Source organism: Variovorax sp. DXTD-1, assembly GCF_003984625.1.
In the GTDB taxonomy this organism is placed as follows: domain Bacteria; phylum Pseudomonadota; class Gammaproteobacteria; order Burkholderiales; family Burkholderiaceae_C; genus Variovorax.
In genome coordinates this window covers 236,336-256,897 of record NZ_RWKH01000003.1, presented here as the reverse complement: position 1 = coordinate 256,897, position 20,562 = coordinate 236,336, and the positions used below count along the sequence as shown (strand labels likewise).

The 20,562-nt window shown below is 66.2% G+C and carries 20 protein-coding genes, 3 tRNA genes and 1 pseudogene; 15 read left to right on the top strand and 9 right to left on the bottom strand.

Going from position 1 to position 20,562, the window contains the following annotated elements; genetic code table 11:
- The first annotated feature begins 15 nt into the window (after window positions 1-15).
- Window positions 16-1,068, top strand: a complete 1,053-nt coding sequence (murB, locus tag EJI00_RS04610; protein WP_126746292.1) for a UDP-N-acetylmuramate dehydrogenase — start codon at window positions 16-18, stop codon at window positions 1,066-1,068.
- A complete protein-coding gene (locus tag EJI00_RS04605; protein ID WP_126746291.1) occupies window positions 1,068-1,886 on the top strand; it encodes a glycine-rich domain-containing protein in 819 nt (272 codons plus the stop codon). The genes murB and EJI00_RS04605 overlap by 1 nt, the downstream gene beginning before the upstream one ends.
- A gap of 80 nt (window positions 1,887-1,966) precedes the next feature.
- Here the strand turns inward: EJI00_RS04605 and argG are convergent, their stop codons facing one another.
- The 4 genes from argG to EJI00_RS04585 all read right to left on the bottom strand — a co-directional run bounded on the left by argG (window position 1,967) and on the right by EJI00_RS04585 (window position 4,822).
- Window positions 1,967-3,307, bottom strand: coding sequence for an argininosuccinate synthase (gene argG / locus EJI00_RS04600; RefSeq protein ID WP_126746290.1), 1,341 nt, complete (start codon window positions 3,305-3,307; stop codon window positions 1,967-1,969).
- A gap of 20 nt (window positions 3,308-3,327) precedes the next feature.
- The gene (locus EJI00_RS04595; protein ID WP_126746289.1) at window positions 3,328-3,654 is read right to left on the bottom strand and encodes a pyrimidine/purine nucleoside phosphorylase; all 327 of its coding nucleotides are present in this window, start codon (window positions 3,652-3,654) and stop codon (window positions 3,328-3,330) included.
- A gap of 145 nt (window positions 3,655-3,799) precedes the next feature.
- Entirely contained in the window at window positions 3,800-4,405 is a 606-nt protein-coding gene (locus EJI00_RS04590) for a hypothetical protein (RefSeq protein ID WP_126746288.1), read from the bottom strand.
- Window positions 4,406-4,462: 57 nt separating this feature from the next.
- The gene (locus tag EJI00_RS04585; RefSeq protein ID WP_126746287.1) at window positions 4,463-4,822 is read right to left on the bottom strand and encodes an ArsC family reductase; all 360 of its coding nucleotides are present in this window, start codon (window positions 4,820-4,822) and stop codon (window positions 4,463-4,465) included.
- Window positions 4,823-4,879: 57 nt separating this feature from the next.
- Here EJI00_RS04585 and folC point away from each other — a divergent pair, with 57 nt between their 5' ends.
- The 13 genes from folC to EJI00_RS04520 all read left to right on the top strand — a co-directional run bounded on the left by folC (window position 4,880) and on the right by EJI00_RS04520 (window position 15,093).
- On the top strand, window positions 4,880-6,187 hold the full coding sequence (folC, locus tag EJI00_RS04580) for a bifunctional tetrahydrofolate synthase/dihydrofolate synthase (protein WP_126746286.1): 1,308 nt from the start codon (window positions 4,880-4,882) through the stop codon (window positions 6,185-6,187).
- 61 nt (window positions 6,188-6,248) lie between these two features.
- Window positions 6,249-7,127 (top strand): SPOR domain-containing protein, encoded by an 879-nt coding sequence (locus EJI00_RS04575; RefSeq protein ID WP_126746285.1) that lies wholly within the window; start codon window positions 6,249-6,251, stop codon window positions 7,125-7,127.
- A gap of 18 nt (window positions 7,128-7,145) precedes the next feature.
- Window positions 7,146-7,631, top strand: coding sequence for a CvpA family protein (locus tag EJI00_RS04570; RefSeq protein WP_126746284.1), 486 nt, complete (start codon window positions 7,146-7,148; stop codon window positions 7,629-7,631).
- 12 nt (window positions 7,632-7,643) lie between these two features.
- Window positions 7,644-9,146: an amidophosphoribosyltransferase gene (gene purF / locus EJI00_RS04565; RefSeq protein ID WP_126746283.1), complete on the top strand. Its 1,503-nt coding sequence runs from the start codon at window positions 7,644-7,646 to the stop codon at window positions 9,144-9,146.
- A gap of 8 nt (window positions 9,147-9,154) precedes the next feature.
- On the top strand, window positions 9,155-10,375 hold the full coding sequence (locus tag EJI00_RS04560; RefSeq protein ID WP_126746282.1) for an O-succinylhomoserine sulfhydrylase: 1,221 nt from the start codon (window positions 9,155-9,157) through the stop codon (window positions 10,373-10,375).
- An 8-nt stretch (window positions 10,376-10,383) separates the two neighbouring features.
- Entirely contained in the window at window positions 10,384-11,772 is a 1,389-nt protein-coding gene (gltX, locus tag EJI00_RS04555) for a glutamate--tRNA ligase (protein ID WP_126746281.1), read from the top strand.
- A 36-nt stretch (window positions 11,773-11,808) separates the two neighbouring features.
- Window positions 11,809-11,884: transfer RNA gene (locus EJI00_RS04550), tRNA-Ala, on the top strand.
- A gap of 54 nt (window positions 11,885-11,938) precedes the next feature.
- A tRNA-Glu gene (locus EJI00_RS04545) sits at window positions 11,939-12,014 on the top strand.
- Between the two features lie 69 nt (window positions 12,015-12,083).
- Window positions 12,084-12,160, top strand: a tRNA-Asp gene (locus EJI00_RS04540).
- A 167-nt stretch (window positions 12,161-12,327) separates the two neighbouring features.
- Window positions 12,328-12,885, top strand: coding sequence for a type 1 glutamine amidotransferase domain-containing protein (locus EJI00_RS04535; RefSeq protein WP_126746280.1), 558 nt, complete (start codon window positions 12,328-12,330; stop codon window positions 12,883-12,885).
- A gap of 20 nt (window positions 12,886-12,905) precedes the next feature.
- Complete coding sequence (locus EJI00_RS04530; RefSeq protein WP_126746279.1) at window positions 12,906-13,106, top strand: hypothetical protein; 201 nt, start codon at window positions 12,906-12,908, stop codon at window positions 13,104-13,106.
- 92 nt (window positions 13,107-13,198) lie between these two features.
- On the top strand, window positions 13,199-14,110 hold the full coding sequence (locus EJI00_RS04525) for an amidohydrolase family protein (RefSeq protein WP_409514004.1): 912 nt from the start codon (window positions 13,199-13,201) through the stop codon (window positions 14,108-14,110).
- A complete protein-coding gene (locus EJI00_RS04520) occupies window positions 14,107-15,093 on the top strand; it encodes a tripartite tricarboxylate transporter substrate binding protein (protein WP_126746278.1) in 987 nt (328 codons plus the stop codon). Before EJI00_RS04525 ends, EJI00_RS04520 begins: the two co-directional genes overlap by 4 nt.
- Here the strand turns inward: EJI00_RS04520 and EJI00_RS04515 are convergent.
- From EJI00_RS04515 to EJI00_RS04500, 5 genes and pseudogenes are all read right to left on the bottom strand, one after another.
- A pseudogene (locus EJI00_RS04515) lies at window positions 15,090-15,970 on the bottom strand (LysR family transcriptional regulator). The gene EJI00_RS04520 and the pseudogene EJI00_RS04515 sit on opposite strands and share 4 nt — an antisense overlap.
- An 8-nt stretch (window positions 15,971-15,978) precedes the next feature.
- Window positions 15,979-16,638, bottom strand: coding sequence for a hypothetical protein (locus EJI00_RS25325; protein ID WP_260590451.1), 660 nt, complete (start codon window positions 16,636-16,638; stop codon window positions 15,979-15,981).
- The gene (locus EJI00_RS25320) at window positions 16,554-17,183 is read right to left on the bottom strand and encodes a phosphatase PAP2 family protein (RefSeq protein WP_260590450.1); all 630 of its coding nucleotides are present in this window, start codon (window positions 17,181-17,183) and stop codon (window positions 16,554-16,556) included. The genes EJI00_RS25325 and EJI00_RS25320 overlap by 85 nt, the downstream gene beginning before the upstream one ends.
- 96 nt (window positions 17,184-17,279) lie before the next feature.
- On the bottom strand, window positions 17,280-19,520 hold the full coding sequence (locus EJI00_RS04505; RefSeq protein WP_185868064.1) for an ATP-binding protein: 2,241 nt from the start codon (window positions 19,518-19,520) through the stop codon (window positions 17,280-17,282).
- Between the two features lie 94 nt (window positions 19,521-19,614).
- Window positions 19,615-20,442 carry a helix-turn-helix domain-containing protein gene (locus tag EJI00_RS04500; RefSeq protein WP_126746320.1) on the bottom strand — a complete coding sequence of 276 codons (828 nt, stop codon included), beginning with the start codon at window positions 20,440-20,442 and terminating at the stop codon, window positions 19,615-19,617.
- Between the last annotated feature and the right edge of the window lie 120 nt (window positions 20,443-20,562).

The following is a 20,562-nucleotide window of genomic DNA, read 5'->3' as shown; positions in this document are numbered from 1 at the left end:
TGCGACAATTCTCCCATGATCGTGGAGAACAACGTCCCGCTGCAGCCGTACAACAGCTTCGGCATCGTCGCGCGCGCGCAGAACCTGGTGCGCATTGCCAACGAGGCGGACGTGGCCGAGCTGCGCGCCGACCCCCGCTGGCGCGACGCGCCCCGTTTCGTGCTGGGCGGGGGCAGCAACATCGTGCTCACCGGCGACGTGAAGCCGCTGGTGCTGAAGGTCGAAATCAAGGGGCTGCGGCTGGTCGAGGAGACCCCGCGCGCCTGGATCGTGGAGGCCGGCGCGGGCGAAATCTGGCACGACGCGGTGCAATGGATGCTGGCGCACGGCTACCCGGGGCTCGAGAACCTGGCGCTCATTCCGGGCACGGTGGGCGGCGCGCCGGTGCAGAACATCGGCGCCTACGGGGTCGAGCTGCAAGACCGTTTCGATTCGCTCGACGCCATCGACCTGGACACCGGGCGCAGCTTTACGCTGGACGCCGCGCAGTGCGCCTTCGGCTACCGCGACTCGGTGTTCAAGCATGTGCGCAGCGGGCCGAACGATTTCGGGCTTTCGGGCCGGGCGCTGATCACCCGCGTGCGCTTTCGGCTGCCCAAGCCCTGGAAGGCGGTGGTGGGCTACCTCGACCTCGAGCGCAAGATGGACGAAACCGGCAATTTCACGCCGAGCGCCACCGACGTGTTCGACTGGATCTGCGCCATTCGCCGCGCCAAGCTGCCCGATTGGCGGGTGCTCGGCAATGCCGGCAGTTTCTTCAAGAACCCCACGGTCACGCCCGAGCAGTGCGCCGACATCATCGCGCGCGACCCGAAAATCGTGCATTACCCCATGGCCGACGGCACCATCAAGCTCGCGGCCGGCTGGCTCATCGACGCCTGCGGCTGGAAGGGCAAGTCGGTCGGCAATGCTGGCGTCTACGAAAGGCAGGCGCTGGTGCTGGTGAACCGCGGCGGCCTCGAGAACCCCGTGACCGGCGGCGAGGTGATGACGCTGGCCAAGGCCATCCAGACCAGCGTGTACGAGCGCTTCGGTATCCGGCTGGAGCCGGAGCCGGTGGTCGTCTGATGGACCTCGACTTTCTGCACCTGAATTACCGGCGGCGCATTGCCGCGCTGATGTGGGCACGCCGGGCCGCGGTGGTGGGGGCGCTTGTCGCGGTGTTCTTCGCCTTCAGCAATGGCGGCTGGCTGGTGCTGGTTCCGCTGGTTCTTGGCGCATGGGCGCTTGCGGCCACGCTGGGCTTCATGGAAACCAGCCTGCGCCGGCAGTTCATCCGCGAAGCCCGCATGCCGCCGTTTCTCATCGGCAAGCTGATCGCGGCCCACCCGGGGCTCAGCCGGCGCGACGCCGAGCTGGTGCTGCGCGGCCTTCGCCAGTTCTTCATGGCCCATTTGCGCAGCGGCCGCAAGTTCGTGGCCATGCCTTCGAAGGTGGTCGATACCGCCTGGCACGAGTTCATCCTGCACACGCAGGGCTACCACAACTGGTGCAAGGCGGCCTTCGGCGGCATGCTGCACCACAGCCCGGCCGAGGTGCTGGGCAAGGACCCGAAGCGCAACGACGGCCTGCGCCGCACCTGGTATTGGGCCTGCAAGGAAGAAAGCATCGATCCGCGCAAGCCCTCGCGGCTGCCGCTGCTGTTTGCGCTGGATGTGAAGTTCGGCATTCCGGGCGGCTTCGACTACGTGCCCGACTGCAAGGCGATCGACCGGCACAACGGCTCCGACGCCCATTGCGGCACCAGCTTTGGCGATTCGTCGTCCAATGGCGGTGGCGCGGGCGATGCCGGCGGCTTTGGCGGCAGCGAATCGAGCGGCAGCGGAGGAGGGGATTCTTCCGGCGGCTGCGGTGGTGGTTGCGGCGGAGGCGGTGGCGGCGACTGATCGACCGACAGACGCGCACCGCGCAAATGAAAACGGGCCCTCGAGGGCCCGTTTGTCATTCCAGGAAGCGCCGCGTCGGCTTACTTGGTTTCGTCGTCGTTGGTGAGCCGCGGCACCGAGGTGCCCTGGCCCGGCGACAGCAGCCCGGTGCGGGTGTAGATCGCCAGTTTCTCGCGCGTGTCGACGATGTCGAGGTTGCGCATCGTGAGCTGGCCGATGCGGTCCAGCGGCGTGAACGCGCCTGCGACCTTTTCCATGCTCAGGCGCTCGGGCTGGTACGTGAGATTGGGCGACACGGTGTTGAGAATCGAGTAGTCGTTGCCGCGGCGCAGTTCGATGGTCACTTCACCGGTAATGGCGCGCGCCACCCAGCGCTGCGCCGTTTCGCGCAGCATGATGGCCTGCGGGTCGAACCAGCGGCCCTGGTAGAGCAGGCGGCCGAGCTTGCGGCCATGGTCGCGGTACTGCTCGATGGTGTCTTCGTTGTGAATGCCGGTGACCAGGCGCTCGTAGGCGATGAACAGCAGCGCGAGGCCGGGGGCTTCGTAGATGCCGCGGCTCTTGGCCTCGATGATGCGGTTCTCGATCTGGTCGCTCATGCCCAGGCCGTGCCGGCCGCCGATGCGGTTGGCTTCCAGGATCAGGTCGACCAGGTTCGCATGCTCCACGCCATTGAGGGCGACCGGGCGGCCTTCCTCGAAGCGCACGGTGACGGTTTCGCGCTTGACCTCGACTTCGTCCTTCCAGAACGCCACGCCCATGATCGGCTGCACGATCTGCATGCCGCTGTCGAGGTTTTCCAGGTCTTTGGCCTCGTGCGTGGCACCGAGCATGTTGGAGTCGGTGCTGTAGGCTTTTTCGGCCGACATCTTGTAGCCGAAGCCGGCCTTGGTCATGAACGCCGACATTTCGGCGCGGCCGCCGAGCTCGTCGATGAACAGCTGGTCGAGCCAGGGCTTGTAGATCTTCAGGTTGGGGTTGGTGAGCAGGCCGTAGCGGTAGAAGCGCTCGATGTCGTTGCCCTTGTAGGTGCTGCCGTCGCCCCAGATGTGAACGTCGTCTTCCTTCATGGCCGACACCAGCATGGTGCCGGTCACCGCGCGGCCGAGCGGCGTGGTGTTGAAGTAGGTGACGCCCGCGGTGGTGACGTGGAAGGCGCCGGCCTGCAGCGCGGCAATGCCTTCATTCGCAAGCTGCGCGCGGCAGTCGATCAGGCGGGCGTTCTGCGCGCCGTAGAGCATCGCCTTGCGGGGAATCTCGTCGTAGTCGGGCTCGTCGGGCTGGCCGAGGTTGGCTGTGTAGGCGTAGGGAATCGCGCCCTTGAGTTTCATCCAGTGCAGCGCGGCGCTCGTGTCCAGGCCGCCCGAAAAGGCAATGCCGACCTTCTGGCCGGCGGGAACGTTTTGGAGAATGGTCGACATGTGGGTGTCCGGTTGGCGGTTCAGCCGAAATGGCAGATGTAGCTGTAGGGCTCGCCCGCCACGCGGATCTGGAAGCTCGAATTGCCAGGCACGCTGAACTTCTGGCCGGGGCCTGCCGTCACCCATTCGGTGGTGCCTTCGAGCTGGTATTCGCAGCTGCCGGCCGTGCCTTCCATGATTTCAGGGGCGCCAGTCTTGAAGGTCAGGGTGGACGGAAGAATCACGCCGACCGATTTTTTCGTGCCGTCGGCCAGCGTGAGGCTGTGGCTCACGCACTTGCCGTCGAAATACACATTGGCCTTGGTCGCCACTGCGGCGCTGTTGAGAGTGTCGGTAGTCGTCGTCATTGGATGGCGCCGGCGCGTGCGCGGTCGGCTTGTCGAGGACGCACCACCGCGGCGGCGCACCCCTCGGGGGTTGGAAAAGTCCCCGATTTTAGGGCTTGGCCAATACCCGCGGCCGCGGGCTTCCGGTCAGCCTGCCGCGCGCGGCTCAACGCCAGTGGCGATGGCCCCATCCGCCGCGGTAGCCGCCCCATCCCCTCGAGTACCCGAAATTCAGGGAGAGACCGACCGGCGGGTAGACGTAGGGCTGCGGGTAGACATAGGTCGGCTGCACATAGACGGGTGCCGCATACACCGGGGCCGGCCGAACATAGACCGGTGCCGGCGCCGGGGCATTGGAGACCACCACACCCTGTTCGGGCACCACGTTGTCCCATGGCGAGCCACCTTGCTGTGAAGGTTGGGCGTATTGCGGGGGGTGCTGGTACTGGTACTGCTGCTGGCCGCTGTCGGCTTCGACCGGGTAGGGCTGCAGCTGCGGCTGGGGCGCAACCGGCGCCGTGGTCACGCCATAGGTGTTGGCCTGGATCGGGATGGTGGCGCCCGGCCGGCTGTCCATGCGCGTCGTGTACTGGCGCCCGTTGTATTCGTAGGTGACGTTGTAGCTTGGGCTGCTGCCGGTCGTCTCATACACGGGGGTGGCGGAAATCACCCGCGCCCATGCCTCCTGGGCCTGGGCCACGCCCGCGGCGCCTGCCGTCAGCAACCCGGCCGCCGAAAGACCCGCAAGGGTGTGAAAGACTTGTCTGTTCATGGTGTTCTCTCCTGCAGATCGGTGTTGGAGAAGGTCGGCGAGACAGGGTTCCGGGGTTTACGCGGCGTTCACAGCAGCAGCCCAGGCTTCGGCATCGAACCCTGTCGTAACGCCGGTTCTGACCCCCCAGTTGACCACCGGCCTCTTGATGAGGCTCGGGTTGGCCAGCAATGTGGCGCGGGCTGAGGCGGCATCGACCACCGCATTGCGTTCGGCTTCGTCGAGCTTGCGCCAGGTGGTGCCGCGGCGGTTGACCAGCGCCTCCCAGCCCGGCTTTTTCAGCCACTGGTCAAGCTCGGCCTCGGGGACGCCTTGTTTCTTGAAATCGTGGAAGGTGTAGGCGACGCCATGCTCGTCGAGCCAGGCGCGGGCGCGCTTGACGGTGTCGCAGTTGGGAATTCCGTAGAGGGTTGTCATGGACGCCAATGATGCCGATAAAACGTGTGGCGTCAGTCGCTTCCCGGGTCGGCGACAATGCCGGGCTCCATGGAAACCCTTAACGACTGGCTCGCACGCGCCGAGCAACTCCATCCGAAGAACATCGAGCTCGGCCTCGATCGCGCCAAGGAAATGGCGGCCCGGATGGGCCTGCGCTTCGACTGCCCGGTCATCACCGTGGCCGGCACCAATGGCAAGGGCTCGACCTGCGCCATGCTCGAATCGATCCTCACGCATGCGGGCTACCGCACGGCGGTTTTCACGTCGCCGCACCTGGTGCGCTTCGAGGAACGGCTGCGCCTGGCGGGTGAAGCGGTCGATGCTTCTAAATTGATAGCAAACTTCGAGGCGGTGGAAGCAGCCCGGGGCGACATGCCCCTGACATACTTCGAATTCACCACGCTCGGCATCCTGCGCTGCATGATCGAGGAGAAGCCGGATGTGGCCATTCTCGAAGTGGGGCTCGGCGGCCGGCTCGACGCGGTCAACATCATCGACACTGATTGCGCGGTTATCACCAGCATCGACCTCGACCACATGGACTACCTCGGGCCCGACCGCGAAAGCATCGGCTTCGAGAAGGCCGGCATCCTGCGCCCGGGCAAGCCCGCCATCGTGAGCGACCCGATGCCGCCGCAAAGCGTGATCGACCACGCGGCCGCCATCGGCGCCGACCTGTGGCGCTTCGGACACGACTTCAACGTGTCGGGCGACAAGCAGCAGTGGGGCTGGTCGGGCCGAGGCAGGCGCTACAGCGGGCTGGCGTATCCGGCACTGCGCGGTGCCAACCAACTGCTCAATGCCGCGGGTGTGCTCGCGGCGCTCGAAGCGCTGCGGCCGCCGTTGCCCATCACCGCGCAGGCGGTGCGCACGGGGCTTGCCATGGTCGAGCTGCCGGGCCGCTTCCAGATTGTTCCGGGCGAACCCGCGCTGGTGCTCGACGTGGCGCACAACGCGCATGCGGTCGCGGCGCTGGCCGAGAACCTCGATGCGATGGGCTTCTATCCCACCACGCATGGAGTGTTCGGTGTCATGGCCGACAAGGACCTGGCCCCGATCCTCGCGCGCATCGGACCGATGATCGACCGCTGGTACTTCACCGATCTGCCGACACCGCGCGCCGCCAAGGCGAGCGATCTGCTCGCGAGTTGGCAGGCGCAGAACACGCGCGCCGACGCCTCGGGCAGCGTGCATGCGGGGCCGATGGAAGCGCTGCGCGCGGCCATCGAGCACGCGGACCCCGCTGATAGAATCGTGGTCTTCGGATCGTTCTTCACCGTGGGTGGCGTGCTGGAGCACGGCACCCCGCGGCTGCAAGCCAAACACCTGCTGCCCGGCGGCTGATCGCCGAACCGTCCGCACCATCTGGCACCACCTCGCTGCACTCCTTCAGGGATCGAACTTCATGGCGTTTTTCAAGTTCCGCACGCGCGGCCAGCAAGGCAACGAAGGACGCAGCGCACCGGCTGCCGTCCCCGCGGAAAGTGTCGAAACCATGCGCCGCCGCGCGCGGCACCGGCTGGTGGGCGCGGCTGTTCTGGTCCTGCTCGGCGTCATCGGCTTTCCGCTGTTGTTCGACACCCAGCCGCGGCCGGTGTCGGTCGACATCCCCATCGAGATTCCCGATCGCAACAAGGTCAAGCCACTGCCGGTGCCCGCCACGCCGGCACCCGCCGCACCCACGGGTGCAACCGACGGCGGCTCGCGCGTTGCCGCGGCGCCGTCGACGGGCGGCCGCATGATCACCGAGACTGCCGACGGCACCGAAATCGACCCCGGCAAACCGGCGGCCAACACGCCTCCGGCCGAAACAAAGCCCGCAGCCGAACCCAAGCCGGAGCGCAAGCCCGAGCCAAAGCCTGAACCGAAACCCGAGCCCAAGCCGGAACCCAAACCCGAGCCGAAGCCAAAGCCCGAAGCCAAGCCGGAATCCAAACCCGAACCCAAGCCCCCAGCTCCCAAGCCGGCTTCGGCCGATGACGGCAACCGCGCCCGCGCCTTGCTCGAAGGCAAGCCTTCCTCTACCAGCACCAAGCCCGCCGCAGCCGAAGACGGCGGCCGCTTCGTGGTGCAGGTCGGTGCCTTCGCAGACGCCGACAAGGCGCGCGAAGTGCGGCAAAAACTCGAGAAGGCGGGCCTCAAGACCTATGTGCACGTGGCCAAGACGGCCGACGGTGAGCGCACGCGTGTGCGTGTCGGTCCGTTCAGTTCACGTGCTGAGGCAGACAAGGCCGCGGATAAGGTCAAGGGCTTGTCTTTGTCGGCCGCCATCCTCACGTTGTAGTAGCCATCGCTCGCTGCCGTGGCCCTGCTCGACTGGATTGCCGTCACGCTCATCATCGTGTCGATGCTGTTCGGCCTGTGGCGAGGCCTGGTGTTCGAAGTGATTTCGCTGGCGGGTTGGGTGGCTGCCTTCATTGCCGCCCAATGGCTGGCTTCGGATGTGGCGGCCTGGCTGCCGTTTGGCGACCCGCAGGCCACCTGGCGCTATCCGCTGGCCTTCGTGCTGGTGTTCGTGGCGGTGGCGTTCGGCGTGGGCCTGGTGGCGGCGCTGACGCGAAAGCTGATTGCGGCTGTCGGCCTCAGGCCGGTGGACCGGATATTGGGTGGGGCCTTCGGCGCGGCGCGGGGTGCGGTTGCCTTGCTCGTGCTGGCGGTCATTGTTCATTTGCTGGCGTTGAGCGACAGTGCCTGGTGGCACGAATCGCACAGCGCCATTGTTCTCGATGCGGCATTGCAGGGCCTGAAACCCGCGCTGCCTGAAAAGTTGGCAAGCTACCTGCCCTGAGAGGAATCGTTCATGTGTGGAATCGTCGGCGTTGTCAGCAACGCACCCGTCAATCAACTGCTCTATGACGCCTTGCTGCTGTTGCAGCATCGCGGCCAGGACGCGGCCGGCATCGTGACCCTGCTCGAACGCAAGTTCTTCATGCACAAGGCCAAGGGCATGGTGCGCGACGTGTTCCGCACGCGCAACATGCGCGCGCTGCCCGGCAGCGTGGGCCTGGGCCAGGTGCGCTACCCGACCGCCGGCAACGCCTACAGCGAGGAAGAGGCGCAGCCCTTCTACGTGAACGCGCCCTTCGGCATCGTGCTGGTGCACAACGGCAACTTGACCAACGCGCATGCGTTGCGCGCGGAACTGTTCTCCACCGACCACCGCCACACCAACACCGAGAGCGACTCCGAAGTGCTGCTCAACGTGCTCGCGCACGAACTCGAGCGCGCATCGCGCGGCGTGCCGCTGAACCCGGCCGAGGTGTTTGCCGCGGTCAAGAACATGCACAAGCGGCTGCGCGGCTCGTATGCCGTGGTGTCGCTGATTGCCGGCCATGGGCTGCTCGCTTTTCGCGACCCCTACGGCATTCGCCCGCTCTGCATGGGCCGCAATGCCGACGGCACCGTCATGGTGGCGAGCGAGTCGGTGGCGCTCGAAGGTTCGGGCCACGTGTTCGAACGCAACATCGAGCCCGGCGAAGCGGTGTTCATCGACTTGCAAGGCAAAGTGCACTCGATGCAGTGCGCCGAAGCGCCCACGCTGAACCCCTGCATCTTCGAATTCGTTTACCTGGCGCGTCCGGACTCGGTGCTCGACGGCATTTCGGTGTACCAGGCTCGCCTCAATCTCGGCGAAACGCTGGCCAAGCGCGTGGTGTCCACCGTGCCGCCGAACCAGATCGACGTGATCATTCCGATTCCCGAATCGAGCCGCCCGAGCGCCACGCAACTCGCGCACCTGCTCGGCGTGCCGTACCGCGAAGGTTTCGTGAAGAACCGCTACGTGGGCCGCACCTTCATCATGCCGGGGCAGGGCGTGCGCAAGAAGTCGGTGCGCCAGAAGCTCAACGTGATTGCCAGCGAGTTCAAGGGCCGCAATGTATTGCTGGTCGACGACTCGATCGTGCGCGGCACCACCAGCAAGGAAATCGTGCAGATGGCCCGCGATGCCGGTGCGCGCAAGGTTTACCTCGCCAGCGCCGCACCGCCGGTGCGCTACCCCAACGTCTACGGCATCGACATGCCCACCAAGGACGAGCTGGTGGCACACGACCGCACGGTCGACGAAATTCGCGAGCTGATCGGCTGCGACGCGCTGATCTATCAGGACGTCGATGCCATGAAGCGTGCCATCGGTTCGCTCAACCCCAAGCTGAATGGCTTCGATGCCTCCTGCTTCGACGGCGTGTACGTGACCGGCGACATCGACACCGAAGCCATCTCGCGCATGAACGGCAACCGTCCGCGCATCGAAGAGACCGAAGAAGATTCGTCGCGCCTTGCGCTTCCCAATCACAGCGAGTGAGAGCTGAATTGACCGATGAACGAACCCTGCCGCCCGGACTGCATCGCGACACGCTCGCGCTGCGCACCGGGCTGGCGCCCAGTCAGCACGGCGAGCACTCCGAAGCGCTGTTCCTGACCAGCGGCTTTGTACAGCCCGACGCCGAAACGTCGGCGCGCCGCTTTGCCGGCACCGAGGCGGGCTTTACCTACTCGCGCACTTCCAACCCCACGGTCACCAGCTTCGAGCAGCGCCTTGCAGCCATGGAAGGCACGGAAGCCGCCATCGGCGCTTCCACCGGCATGGGCGCCATCCTCATGATGTGCATGGGCCTGCTCAAGGCGGGCGACCATGTGATCTGCTCGCGTTCGGTGTTCGGCTCCACGCTCAACCTGTTCGGCAAGGAGTTCGCCAAGTTCGGCGTCGAGACCACCTTCGTCTCGCAGACCGACGTGGCGGAATGGCGCGCGGCCCTGAAGCCGAACACCAAGCTGCTGTTCGCCGAAACGCCGACCAATCCGCTGACCGAGGTGTGCGACATCCGGGCGCTGGCTGATCTGGCGCATGGCGGCGGCGCGCTGCTTGCGGTCGACAACTGCTTTTGCACGCCCGCGCTGCAGCGACCGACCGAACTGGGCGCCGATCTCATCATTCATTCCGGCACCAAGTACCTCGACGGCCAGGGCCGCGTAATGGCCGGCGCGATCTGCGGTCCGTCGAAGCTCATCGTCGATGTGTTCGGCCCCGTGGTTCGCACGGCCGGCATGGCGCTGTCGCCGTTCAATGCGTGGGTGGTGCTCAAGGGCCTCGAAACGCTCGGCATTCGCATGCAGGCGCAGTGCGCCAATGCGCTGGCCGTGGCGCAGTGGCTCGAAACGCAGCCCGGCGTTGCGCGCGTCTACTACCCCGGCCTTGCCTCGCATCCCCAGCATGAACTGGCCATGCGCCAGCAGTCGGGGCAGGGCGGGGCGGTGGTGTCGTTCGACGTGGTCGGCGGCAATCCGGAAACGGCGCGCGCCAATGCCTTCCACGTGATCAACAGCACGCGCGTGGTGAGCATCGCCACCAACCTGGGCGACACCAAGACCATCATCACGCACCCCGGCACCACATCGCACGGCCGCTTGACCGAAGTGCAGCGCCAAGCCGCCGGCATCAGCCAGGGGCTCATTCGCGTCGCGGTCGGCCTCGAGTACATCGACGACATCAAGGCCGACCTGCTTCGTGGCCTGAGCACACTGAAATCCTGATCGATCCCATGACCGGCAAAGTTCGCACCCGCATCGCTCCGTCCCCCACGGGTTTTCTTCACCTGGGCACGGCGCGCACCGCGCTTTATTCATGGGCCTATGCGCGCCACCACGGCGGCGAGTTCGTGCTGCGCATCGAAGATACCGACGTGGCCCGCTCCACGCAGGATTCGACCGACCAGATCCTGGCTTCGATGCACTGGCTCGGCCTCGACTACGACGAAGGCCCGATCTACCAGATGCAGCGCCTGGAGCGCTACCGCGAAGTCATCGCGCAGATGCTCGCGGCCGGCACGGCCTACCACTGCTACTGCACACCGGCCGAGCTCGATGAAATGCGCGAGGCGCAACGCGCGCGCGGCGAAAAGACGCTGTACGACCGCCGCTGGCGCCCTGAGCCGGGCAAGGTGCTGCCGCCAGTGCCCGAAGGTGTGCCGCCGGTCGTGCGTTTTTGCAATCCGCCCGAAGGCGACGTGACCTGGAACGACCTCGTCAAGGGTGAGATCACCATCAACAACCGCGAGATCGACGACCTCATCATCCTGCGGCCCGACGGTGTGCCCACCTACAACTTTGCGGTGGTGGTCGACGACTGGGACATGGCCATCACGCACGTGTTCCGCGGCGACGAGCACATCAACAACACGCCGTGGCAGATCAACATCTTTCGCGCGCTGGGCGCGCCGCTGCCGCAGTTCGGCCATGTGCCGGTCATCCTCGGCGACGACGGGCAAAAGCTCTCCAAGCGCCGCGGCGCCGTGAGCGTTACCGCGTATGAAGAGAACGGCTACCTGCCAGAGGCCATGCTCAACTACCTGGCGCGCCTCGGCTGGAGCCACGGCGACGACGAGCTCTTCACGCGCGAGCAGATGGTGAGCTGGTTCGACGGCTCGCACCTGTCGAAGAGCCCCGCCCAGTGGGACGCCGCGAAGCTCGCGTGGGTGAATGCGCAGTACATCAAGGCCAAGGCCGATGCGGAGCTCGCACTGCTGGTGGCTGCGCAGCTGAAGAAGCGCGGCATCGAGGCCGACGATCGCCTTGCTGCCATCTGCGCGCTCTTCAAGGATCGCTGCGAAACCACGGTTGCACTGGCCGACTGGGCCGCTGCGTTCTATGCGGACGTGACGCCGAGCGAAGCCGATCGCACGCAGCACGTTACCGATGCGGTGAAGCCCGTCATTGCCACGCTCGCCGAGAAGCTCGCGAACGTGCCGTGGGAAAAAGTTTCGATCGCCGCGGCCATCAAGGAAGTTCTGGCCGCCCATTCTGTGAAAATGCCCGTGTTGGCCATGCCGGTTCGCGTCCTTGTGATGGGAACACCGCAGACGCCATCCCTCGACTCGGTGCTCGCAATTTTTTCTCGTGAAAAAGTTGTAGAGCGTCTGAAAAGGGCCTGATTTTTCGGTCTATAATTCGAGGCTCGACACCCACACGGGGGTATAGCTCAGCTGGGAGAGCGCTTGCATGGCATGCAAGAGGTCATCGGTTCGATCCCGTTTACCTCCACCATCAAAGTGTCGAGAAGAAGATAAGTGCTGATCGCAGCACGGTTCCTAAGGTTTTGACCCTATCGTCTAGAGGCCTAGGACACCACCCTTTCACGGTGGCTACCGGGGTTCGAATCCCCGTAGGGTCGCCAGTTTCATGCAAGTGAAGCAGGCACGAGTTGTCAACACTCGGCTCCGCAAGGAGTGAACGTTGTCTACCAGGAGTGGTAGTTCAGTTGGTTAGAATACCGGCCTGTCACGCCGGGGGTCGCGGGTTCGAGTCCCGTCCACTCCGCCAAACTCAAGCCCCTGTAGCAGTTTCTGCTACAGGGGCTTTTTGCTTTGTGCTCCAAATCGTCAGCAGCGCGGTTTGTCCGACACGGCGAACCGGCGCGTGCCGACCGGTCGATCCGCAGGGGCCTGTACTTTGGTTTCTTGGTCATGCACACCGACGAAAGGAATCACATGAACAAGCACCAACTCGAAGGTATGAAGGTCGCCATTCTCGTGACGGACGGCTTCGAACAGTCCGAAATGACCGATCCCCGCAAGGCCCTCGAAGCCGCGGGTGCGGAAACGAAGATCGTGTCGCCCAAGAACGACCGGGTGCGCGGCTCCAGGCACGGCGACCCGGCCGATACCTTCACCGTCGACATCCCGCTTGCGCAGGCGGCCGCGCACGAGTTCGACGCACTGCTGCTGCCCGGCGGCGTGATGAGCCCCGATGCGCTGCGCATCAACGAGCAGGCCGTGGTTTTCGTGCAGGACTTCGTCAAGGCCCACAAGCCGATTGCCGCCATCTGCCACGGCCCGTGGACGCTCATCGAGGCCAAGGGGGTCGAGGCCCGCACCATGACTTCGTGGCCTTCGCTGCGCACCGACCTGAAGAACGCCGGCGCCAAGTGGGTGGACAACGACGTGGTGGTCGACGGCAATCTGGTGACCAGCCGTGGCCCGAAGGACCTGCCGGCGTTCGACCGCGAAATGGTCCGGCTCTTTGCCTACGCCCACGCGCACGCCTGACCGGGCCTGCTGTTGTCGCCATGACTGTTCAATGGGACGAGCTGCGCGTTGCGTACGAGGAGTGGCGCAGCCAGCGAGACAAATACGACCGGTGGATGACCGACATCGCCGCCGGCAAGCCGTATGACAAATCGGCGCTGCAGCGCGACCTCGAAGAGCTGGATGCGGTGCACAAGGTCTTCCTGCAGAAGGCTCGGCCGTTCGTGCACCCGAAGCCTTGAACGCATCGCCACTCGGCGCATGGATGCGCGAGGGCGCTTTCATAAGCTGCCGTTATCACTAAACAACAGGCGCAGGCATTCCGTGCCCGCGCTTGCATGCCGATACTTCCGTCTCCCTTCAGGAGACGCACCTGTTCACGCCGAAGTATCCGCAAGAAGCACCGCAACGCCGCACTGCAGCGGGCGGCGGCGTGCGTGCTGTCGACAGCCACGCGCATGTCTTCCTGAGCAACCTGCCGCTCGCCCCGCAGCGCCGGCACGCGCCGGACTACGACGCCACGCCTGCTGAATACCTGGGCCTGCTGGATGCGCATGGCCTCTCGCATGCGCTGCTGGTCCAGCCCAGCTTCCTGGGCACCGACAACAGCTTCATGCTTGGCGCGTTGCGCGCCTGCCCGGATCGCTTGCGCGGCGTTGCCGTGGTCGCACCCGAGACGCCCGTTGCCGAATTGCGCGTGCTTGCCGATGCGGGCATCTGCGGCATCCGCCTCAACCTCATGGGCCTGCCCTTGCCCGATTTCTCTCAGCTCGCGTGGCAGGACCTGCTGCAGCATGTGCGCAGCCTCGACTGGCATGTCGAGGTGCACCGGCCTTCGCACGACCTGGCGGCGGCATGCCAGCCGGTGCTCGATGCCGGCTGCAGGCTCGTCGTCGACCATTTCGGACGGCCTGGCGGCAGCACGGCTGCCGATGCCGGTTTCGACTGGCTCTTGCGCGCGGCGGCAAAAGGCCGCACCTGGGTCAAGCTGTCGGCCGCCTACCGCAACTGGCCAGACCCTGCCGGCGCCGACGCCCGCCGGGCCGCACGCTCGCTGATCGACGCGGCGGGCCCGCAGCGCCTGCTGTGGGGCAGTGACTGGCCCCATACCGAACACCGGGAACACACGAGCTACCCGCACACGCTGGCGGTGCTGGACGAGTGGATTTCCGACCCCGAAGCGCGGCGCTGCATCCTGGCCGAGACCCCGGCAGCGCTGTTCCGTTTTTCCAAGGAGACATCATGAAAGTACACAGCGCATTGCGCGCATGGATCCCGGCTGCCTGCGTCGGCACGGCACTTCTCGTCACTGCCTTGAGCGCCGCGGCGCAGGCCTGGCCGGCAAAGCCGGTGAAGATGATCGTGACCTACCCGCCGGGCGGCACGGTCGACGTGGTGGCGCGCGTCATCGCGCCCAAGCTGTCGGCCCGGCTCGGGCAGCCGGTGGTGATCGACAACCGCGCCGGCGCGGGCGGCGCCATTGGCGGCGACCTCGTGGCCAAGAGCGCGGCCGACGGCTACACGATCATGCTCGACGCATCCAACCATTCGCAGAACCCCGCGCTGCGCAGCAAGATGCCGTTCGACACGCTGCGCGACCTGGCGCCGGTTTCGCTGCTGGTGCGCGTGCCCAACGTGCTCGTGGTCAACCCCTCCGCGACGATCACGGGCGTGAAGGACCTCATGGCACAGGCGAAGGCCAAGCCCGAGCACATCAACTATGCGTCTTCGGGCAACGGCTCGGCGCAGCACCTTTCAGCGGAACTCTTCAGCGCCATGGCCGGCGTGCGCATGACGCACGTGGCCTACAAGGGCGGCGGCCCCGCGCTCACCGATGTCATGGCGGGCCAGGTGCCGGTGTTCTTCGCAAGCCTTGCGTCGAGCCTGCAGTACATCCAGGGCGGCAAGCTGCGCGCGCTCGCGGTCACGGGCAAGGCGCGCTCGCCGGTCATGCCGCAAATTCCGACGGTGGCTGAATCGGGGCTCGCGGGCTACGAGGTCTATGAATGGAACGGTGTGTTCGTTCCGGCCGGAACGCCCGCGGCCGTGGTCGACAGGCTGTCGAAGGAACTGGCCGCCGTGGTGCGCGACCCTGAAGTCCGCACGCGCCTGGAAGGCATGGGCGCCGAAGTGATCGGTTCCAACCCGGCCGAGCTCGATGCGTTCCGGCGCGCCGAAATCGCCAAGTGGACGCAGGTCGCCAAGACCAACAAGATCGAACTGGACTAGGCGGCAAGCATCTCGGCAAAGGCGTCCGCAAAGGTCGGGCGCGACCGCGCGAGCCACATCGCGGCAAGCTCGAAAGGCGGAAGCCCCGCACCGTCGCGCACTTCGGCATAGCGCACGCCTTCATGCCGAAGCGCGCGAACCGAACTCGGCAGCAGCGACCAGCCCAGCCCCGCCGCCACGCAAGACAGCACGGTCAGCGTGCGGTTGGCGTCCTGCACGATGTGCACCTCGTGCCCGGCCGCGCGAAACGCCGCCAGCACCTGGGTGCGCAATGCCGACATCTGCAGGCTGGGAAACCACACCAGCCCGTGCGCGGCAATGTCTGCCAGCGAAACGCAGCCATCGACCCCGATCCGATGCGAGGCGGGCACGGCCGCCACCAGTAGTTCTTCGCCGAGCGCTTCTCGTGCACGCGCGCATTCACGGCCACGGGCGGATGCAGCAGCGCGATGTCGATTCGGCCGCCCTCGAGCGCCTCGACCTGCTCCGCGTTGCTCATCTCGCGCAGAGATATGTCGAGTTGCGGATAGGCCTCGCGCAGCCGCCGCAGCGCGCGCGGCAGCACTTCATACACCGCGTGGGTCACAAAACCGATGGTCAGGCGGCCCGCGCGTCCGGCGCCCATGGCGCGAACGCGTTCGGCCGCCGCATCACCGTAGGCGAGGCTGGCCCGCAGATCGTCGACGATGGCCAGCCCTGCCTCGGTGAGGGCGGCGCCGCGACGCGTGCGCGTGAAGAGCTTGGTGCCGACTTCGTTTTCGAGCCGGTTCAGCATCTGCGTCAATGCGGGTTGCGCAAGGCCGAGATTTTCGGCGGCGCGGGTAAGGCTGCCGGCCTCCGCGATCGCCACGATACAACGCATCTGCCGGGTTTCCATGCGGCATTCTATGAACCGGCCCGCGCGGAAAGTGCCGCGCGTGTTGGGTGGTTGGCACCGTTGGCGCCCCGGTTCCCACCCCACCTCGCCTGTACGATGCCCAGCAGCGCGAGGACCGGCAGCGCCAGTTCCAGAACCTCCTCGAAGCTGAGCACCAGGTAGCGGTACAGGCCCGTGGACCTGGCGCCGAGGGCGTCTTGGTCCGCAAGCACCGCGGGTAGCTGGTCCAGAACGATCGCGGTCCCGATCACTGCGGCAAAGGTCAGCAGGGTGGTGGCTTCCGGCCGCCATTGCCACCATGCGCGCAACGCGCCGCGCGAAGACCAGGCGCGCCTTGCGAGCCATGCGCCGGCCACGGCGATCGGCGCAAAGACCAGGCTGCCGTGGTGCGCCAGATGCCCGTCCGCTTCGCGCGCGGCAAAGGCAACAAGCACGATGCAGATGGCGGTCCTGTCCAGCCTCGACAGCGATGCCACCCGCACCGCCGCCAGGCATGCCGCCGCGGCAAGGTACAGGAGAACCGTGCTTTTCTCGACCGGTCCGCTTTCCTCCAGGACCGCCGGCCCGATCGACCCGGGTGTATTCAGCCCGATCCATGCCGCGGCAAAGCCGAACACCAGCACCAGCGCAGGCCCGCCGTGCCGGCTGCCAATGCGCGCAGTGGCCACGCCAGCGCGGCAGTGGGTGCGCGGGCAAACTTGCGTCCCGCCGCATGAAGCGCGAGCCGTGCCCCGGCAATGCACGCGCCAAGCAGCGCGCCGGCCGCAATGTCGAACGGAAAATGGATGCCCGCATAAATGCGCGACCACGCCGTGACCGAGGCCACGGCAAGAACGAGCAGCCCCACGTCACGCAGTCCGCGCTGCAGCAGCAGCATGAAAGCCATGGTGAACATCACCGAGGCGTGAGTGCTGGGCAGGCCCGCCCGCGCGCCGTGCGGCACATGGGCGGGGCTCAGTCCCACCATGAAGGGGTGCGGCATACCGACCGAAGCCGCGATCTCGTGCGAGATCAGCGAAGCGGCACCTCCGGCGGCCAGCACGGCCAGCACGCTGATGCACTGCGCGGGACGGCGCCATGCCACCCAGGCAAGAATGGCCGCGCATGCCCACGACGAGCCCCGCGCAATTGCCGATGCAAACCACAGCAGCGTGGGGGAGGGAGAGAAGCCCGCGGCGAGTGCGTCGAAAAGGGCAAGGTTGAGTGAATTCATCCAGCGTTTTCACAATCCTGGCCCAATTTAGCATCCGCAGTCTTGCGGCGAAGAATGCCCGCTCCCAGCGTGCCGATACTCGCCTTGGCGCTTGAGTCAGTCCGGCGCCGCGCAAGGCGTAGCCCGCGCCAGGTGGCTGATGTGATCGAAGTCGAGGCTTTCCAGCGCCTGGCGCACCGCCTTCACCAGCGCGTGGTGGCGCGGGTCTGCCGCAAGCCGGTCGACCCATTCGTGCAGATCGGTCCAGCGGCCGTCGCGCGCCAGTGCTTCGAGCTCGTTTCGCGCGCCCAGGGGGAGCGGTGCAATCTCGGGCACCGGCCGCATCTGCCGCCGCGGTGTATCCACCGGAGGGTGCGGCTCGGGTGGCACGTCGCCGGCGATGGGGAGGGGAGCCTCGTCCTCCGATGCGGCATCGACCACCACTGAAAAACGCAGCCGCGTGCCCAGATGGCGGCGGCTGTCGAGTTGCAGCTCGCCGCCCATGCGCTGAACGATGCGCCGCGCAATCGCCAGACCGAGGCCGCTTCCGGCCGCGGCGGGGTCCGCCTGCGTGAAGGCGCGAAACACGCGCCGCTGGTCTTTGCTGTCGATGCCGATGCCGCTGTCCCAGACCTCCAGGCTCAGCCGCCATTGCTGCTCGGCGGGGTGTGCCTGCACGCGCAGGCCCATCTGCCCGTTGTATGTGAACTTGGCGGCGTTCGAAAGCAGGTTCAGCAGCAGCTGCTGAAAGCGCTTGCTGTCCAGGCGCACGGCCGGCGGAAGCGTGCCTCTGACTTCGAGCATGAAGCGGTTGTTGCGGCGGTGCGCCAACGCGGACGCGTACTGTGCGATGTCCTCGATCAGCGCGGGCAGGCGGATCGGCTTGGGGTCGAGCGCCAGCGGCAGCAACTCGCCCTTGGCGTATTCGAGCAGGTCGTCGACCAGCGCAAGCTGGTAGTTGGCGCTGCGTTCGATGGCCTGCAGTTGCGGCGGCGCCGCCGCAAGTTCGCCCTGCAGCATGCGGGCATGTCCCACGATGGTGGCCAGCGGTGCGCGCAGGTCATGGCTGATGTAGGCCATGAGCCGCGTCTGCTCGCGCGCGCGCTGTTCGGCTTGCTCCAGTGCGGCATTGAGCGCGCGTGTCTTGCGCGCCACTTCGTTGTGCAACCGCTGTTGCTCCTGCGCCTGCCACTGAACCAGCTTGCGCTGCGCGGCGTGCTGCTGTTGCGAGAGGTGGTGGGTCCATGCCGCCAGCACCAGCAGCCCGACCAGCAAGCCCGGAAAGCCCAGCGCATAGGCGTCGAAGCCCGGAATCGTGTGCTCCGGCATGGAGAGCTCGGCCTGCCGCAGGCACACGCCCAGGGCGATGACCACCATCACCGGAAAAGCCAGCCGCCCACCCGGCCCGGCGCGGCGCATGTAGACGAAACTGCTGATCGTCAGGGACAGCACCAGCGCCAAGGCGCTCGCGGTGCCGGCCTGCGCGAAAAGCGGATAGCTGCCCAGCAGGGTTCCGAGCGTTACCAGCGCCTGCGCCGCGGTCAACCCCACCAGCACGTACAGGCCCGGCCGGCGCACCGGGCCGCCGCGCGAGAGCGCATGCAGGTACAGCACCATGTTCAGCACGCAGCAACCGGCAATGAAGCCCGCCGCGCGGTAGCTCCATTCAGTGCTGTCGGGCCAGAGAAGCAGCCGCGCGTAGCCGCGGTAGGCGGCTTCGTAGAGCGCGACCAGGGCGAACCCGAGGCTCTGCGAAGCCATCGCCCCCTTGCGCGAGATGCCCCACACCGCCAGCGAATACGCCGCGAGCACCAGCAGGCCGCCGATAAGAAGGCCGTCGATCAGTGCATGGCTGCTCTCGTACTCGCGCCAGGTGTCGGGGCTGTGCAGCACCGGCGCCAGCTTGACGCTGCTGTGGCTTTGCACGCGTACCAGCACATTGGCAAATTCGCCCGGCCGCAACTTCAATGCGAGCGTGGGTACGCGGTCGGCCTTGCGATGAAGGTTGTCGGGCATGGAAACGCCGGCCGCCTCATGCCGCCATGTTCTCGGGAGTGCCTTGCCGAGCTGTCCCTGTTGCACATGAAAGTCGACGTACTGGAGCCACGTGGTGTTGAGCACCAGGCGCAGCGGGCGCACAGCGTTGCTGTCGTTCGCAATCGAAAGCCGCAGCCAGAACACGGAGTTCGAAAAGCCCGGGCGCATGCGCGCCCGGGTGCCCGGCACGAAGCCCCCCGATGAGTCGCCGTTCTGGGCCTGCAGGGCCTCCACGGCCTCCAGCGAGAGTTCGGCTTTCCGGTCTTCAAGAATCTCGACCTTGTCGTCCAGCGCGATGGGCAGGTGCGCGGCATCGTGCAAATGCAGCGCTGCGGCCTGCGCAGGCTGAATACACAAGCAAACGCAGAAAGCTGTGCACAACAGCAGAACGTTGCGCACCGCAGTCACGACCCCCTCATGCCTCGGAGACGGGCAAAGGCAGCGGCATGCCCTTGCCGCCAAGCGTGCTGCGAAAGCCGCTCGGCGTGGCCTGAAAACGCTCGCGGAAGGCGGTCGAGAAATTCGCGGCGCTCGAGAACCCGACCGCAAGACCCACTTCCTCGACGCTGAGCGCCGATTTCGCGAGCAGCCGGCGTGCCTCGAAGAGCCGGGCTTCGCGCACGAACTCGAACACCGTGCGGCCCGTCAATTCGCGAAATACGCGCGAGAGGCGCTTTTCATGCGTGCCCACGCGCGCGGCCAATTCGGGCAGCGGGGGCACGTTCGCCAGGTCCGACATCACGACCCGCTGGGCAGCCAATGCAATGACCCGATCGGGGCCGGCTTCCTTTGGCTCATTGGGCGGTGTTCCGGCGTCCGAGGCGTCCGCGTGCACGTGCTTGCTGCTGGCCAGTACCAGGTGCACGGAGACGCGCGCCAGCACTTCGGCCGGCTCGTACGGCTTGAGGATGTAGTCGACCGCACCTTCGTGCAGGCCGGTGAGCCTTTCCTCCAGCGAACAGGACGACGTCACGAAGATCACAGGAATATGCGCCGTCGCCCGGTCAGCCTTCAGCAGCCGGCACGCGGCAAAGCCGCTGGAACCGCCCATGCGCACGTCCAGCAGGATCAGGTCCGGCTGCAGGGCCGTCGCCCGCCTGTAGCCCTGCATGGCGTCGAAAGCCATGCTGATGCGATGTCCCTCGCCCCGCAAGGCAGCGAGCAGAAGCTGCATTTCGTCGATGTTGTCATCCACCAGCAGGATGTGCGCACGCCGCGGTGGAACGGAGGACCAGTAAGACATTCGTCTAGCGTAGGGCGGTCCCGCAAAAGCGCGTGTGACGGAATTCACGCTCCGTCGAAATCGTAAGTGAATGTCAGTTTTAACAAACATTGCGTCCCGTGTAGCAAAAGTTTGTAACTC

Coding starts and splice junctions, on each gene's coding strand:
- EJI00_RS04520 (WP_126746278.1), top strand. CDS start 14,107: ATGAAAGTACACAGCGCATTGCGCGCATGGATCCCGGCTGCCTGCGTC.
- EJI00_RS04590 (WP_126746288.1), bottom strand. CDS start 4,405: ATGAACAGACAAGTCTTTCACACCCTTGCGGGTCTTTCGGCGGCCGGG.
- folC (WP_126746286.1), top strand. CDS start 4,880: ATGCCGGGCTCCATGGAAACCCTTAACGACTGGCTCGCACGCGCCGAG.
- murB (WP_126746292.1), top strand. CDS start 16: ATGATCGTGGAGAACAACGTCCCGCTGCAGCCGTACAACAGCTTCGGC.
- EJI00_RS04575 (WP_126746285.1), top strand. CDS start 6,249: ATGGCGTTTTTCAAGTTCCGCACGCGCGGCCAGCAAGGCAACGAAGGA.
- purF (WP_126746283.1), top strand. CDS start 7,644: ATGTGTGGAATCGTCGGCGTTGTCAGCAACGCACCCGTCAATCAACTG.
- EJI00_RS04595 (WP_126746289.1), bottom strand. CDS start 3,654: ATGACGACGACTACCGACACTCTCAACAGCGCCGCAGTGGCGACCAAG.
- EJI00_RS04605 (WP_126746291.1), top strand. CDS start 1,068: ATGGACCTCGACTTTCTGCACCTGAATTACCGGCGGCGCATTGCCGCG.
- EJI00_RS04500 (WP_126746320.1), bottom strand. CDS start 20,442: ATGTCTTACTGGTCCTCCGTTCCACCGCGGCGTGCGCACATCCTGCTG.
- EJI00_RS04530 (WP_126746279.1), top strand. CDS start 12,906: ATGACTGTTCAATGGGACGAGCTGCGCGTTGCGTACGAGGAGTGGCGC.
- EJI00_RS04535 (WP_126746280.1), top strand. CDS start 12,328: ATGAACAAGCACCAACTCGAAGGTATGAAGGTCGCCATTCTCGTGACG.
- gltX (WP_126746281.1), top strand. CDS start 10,384: ATGACCGGCAAAGTTCGCACCCGCATCGCTCCGTCCCCCACGGGTTTT.
- EJI00_RS25320 (WP_260590450.1), bottom strand. CDS start 17,183: ATGAATTCACTCAACCTTGCCCTTTTCGACGCACTCGCCGCGGGCTTC.
- argG (WP_126746290.1), bottom strand. CDS start 3,307: ATGTCGACCATTCTCCAAAACGTTCCCGCCGGCCAGAAGGTCGGCATT.
- EJI00_RS04585 (WP_126746287.1), bottom strand. CDS start 4,822: ATGACAACCCTCTACGGAATTCCCAACTGCGACACCGTCAAGCGCGCC.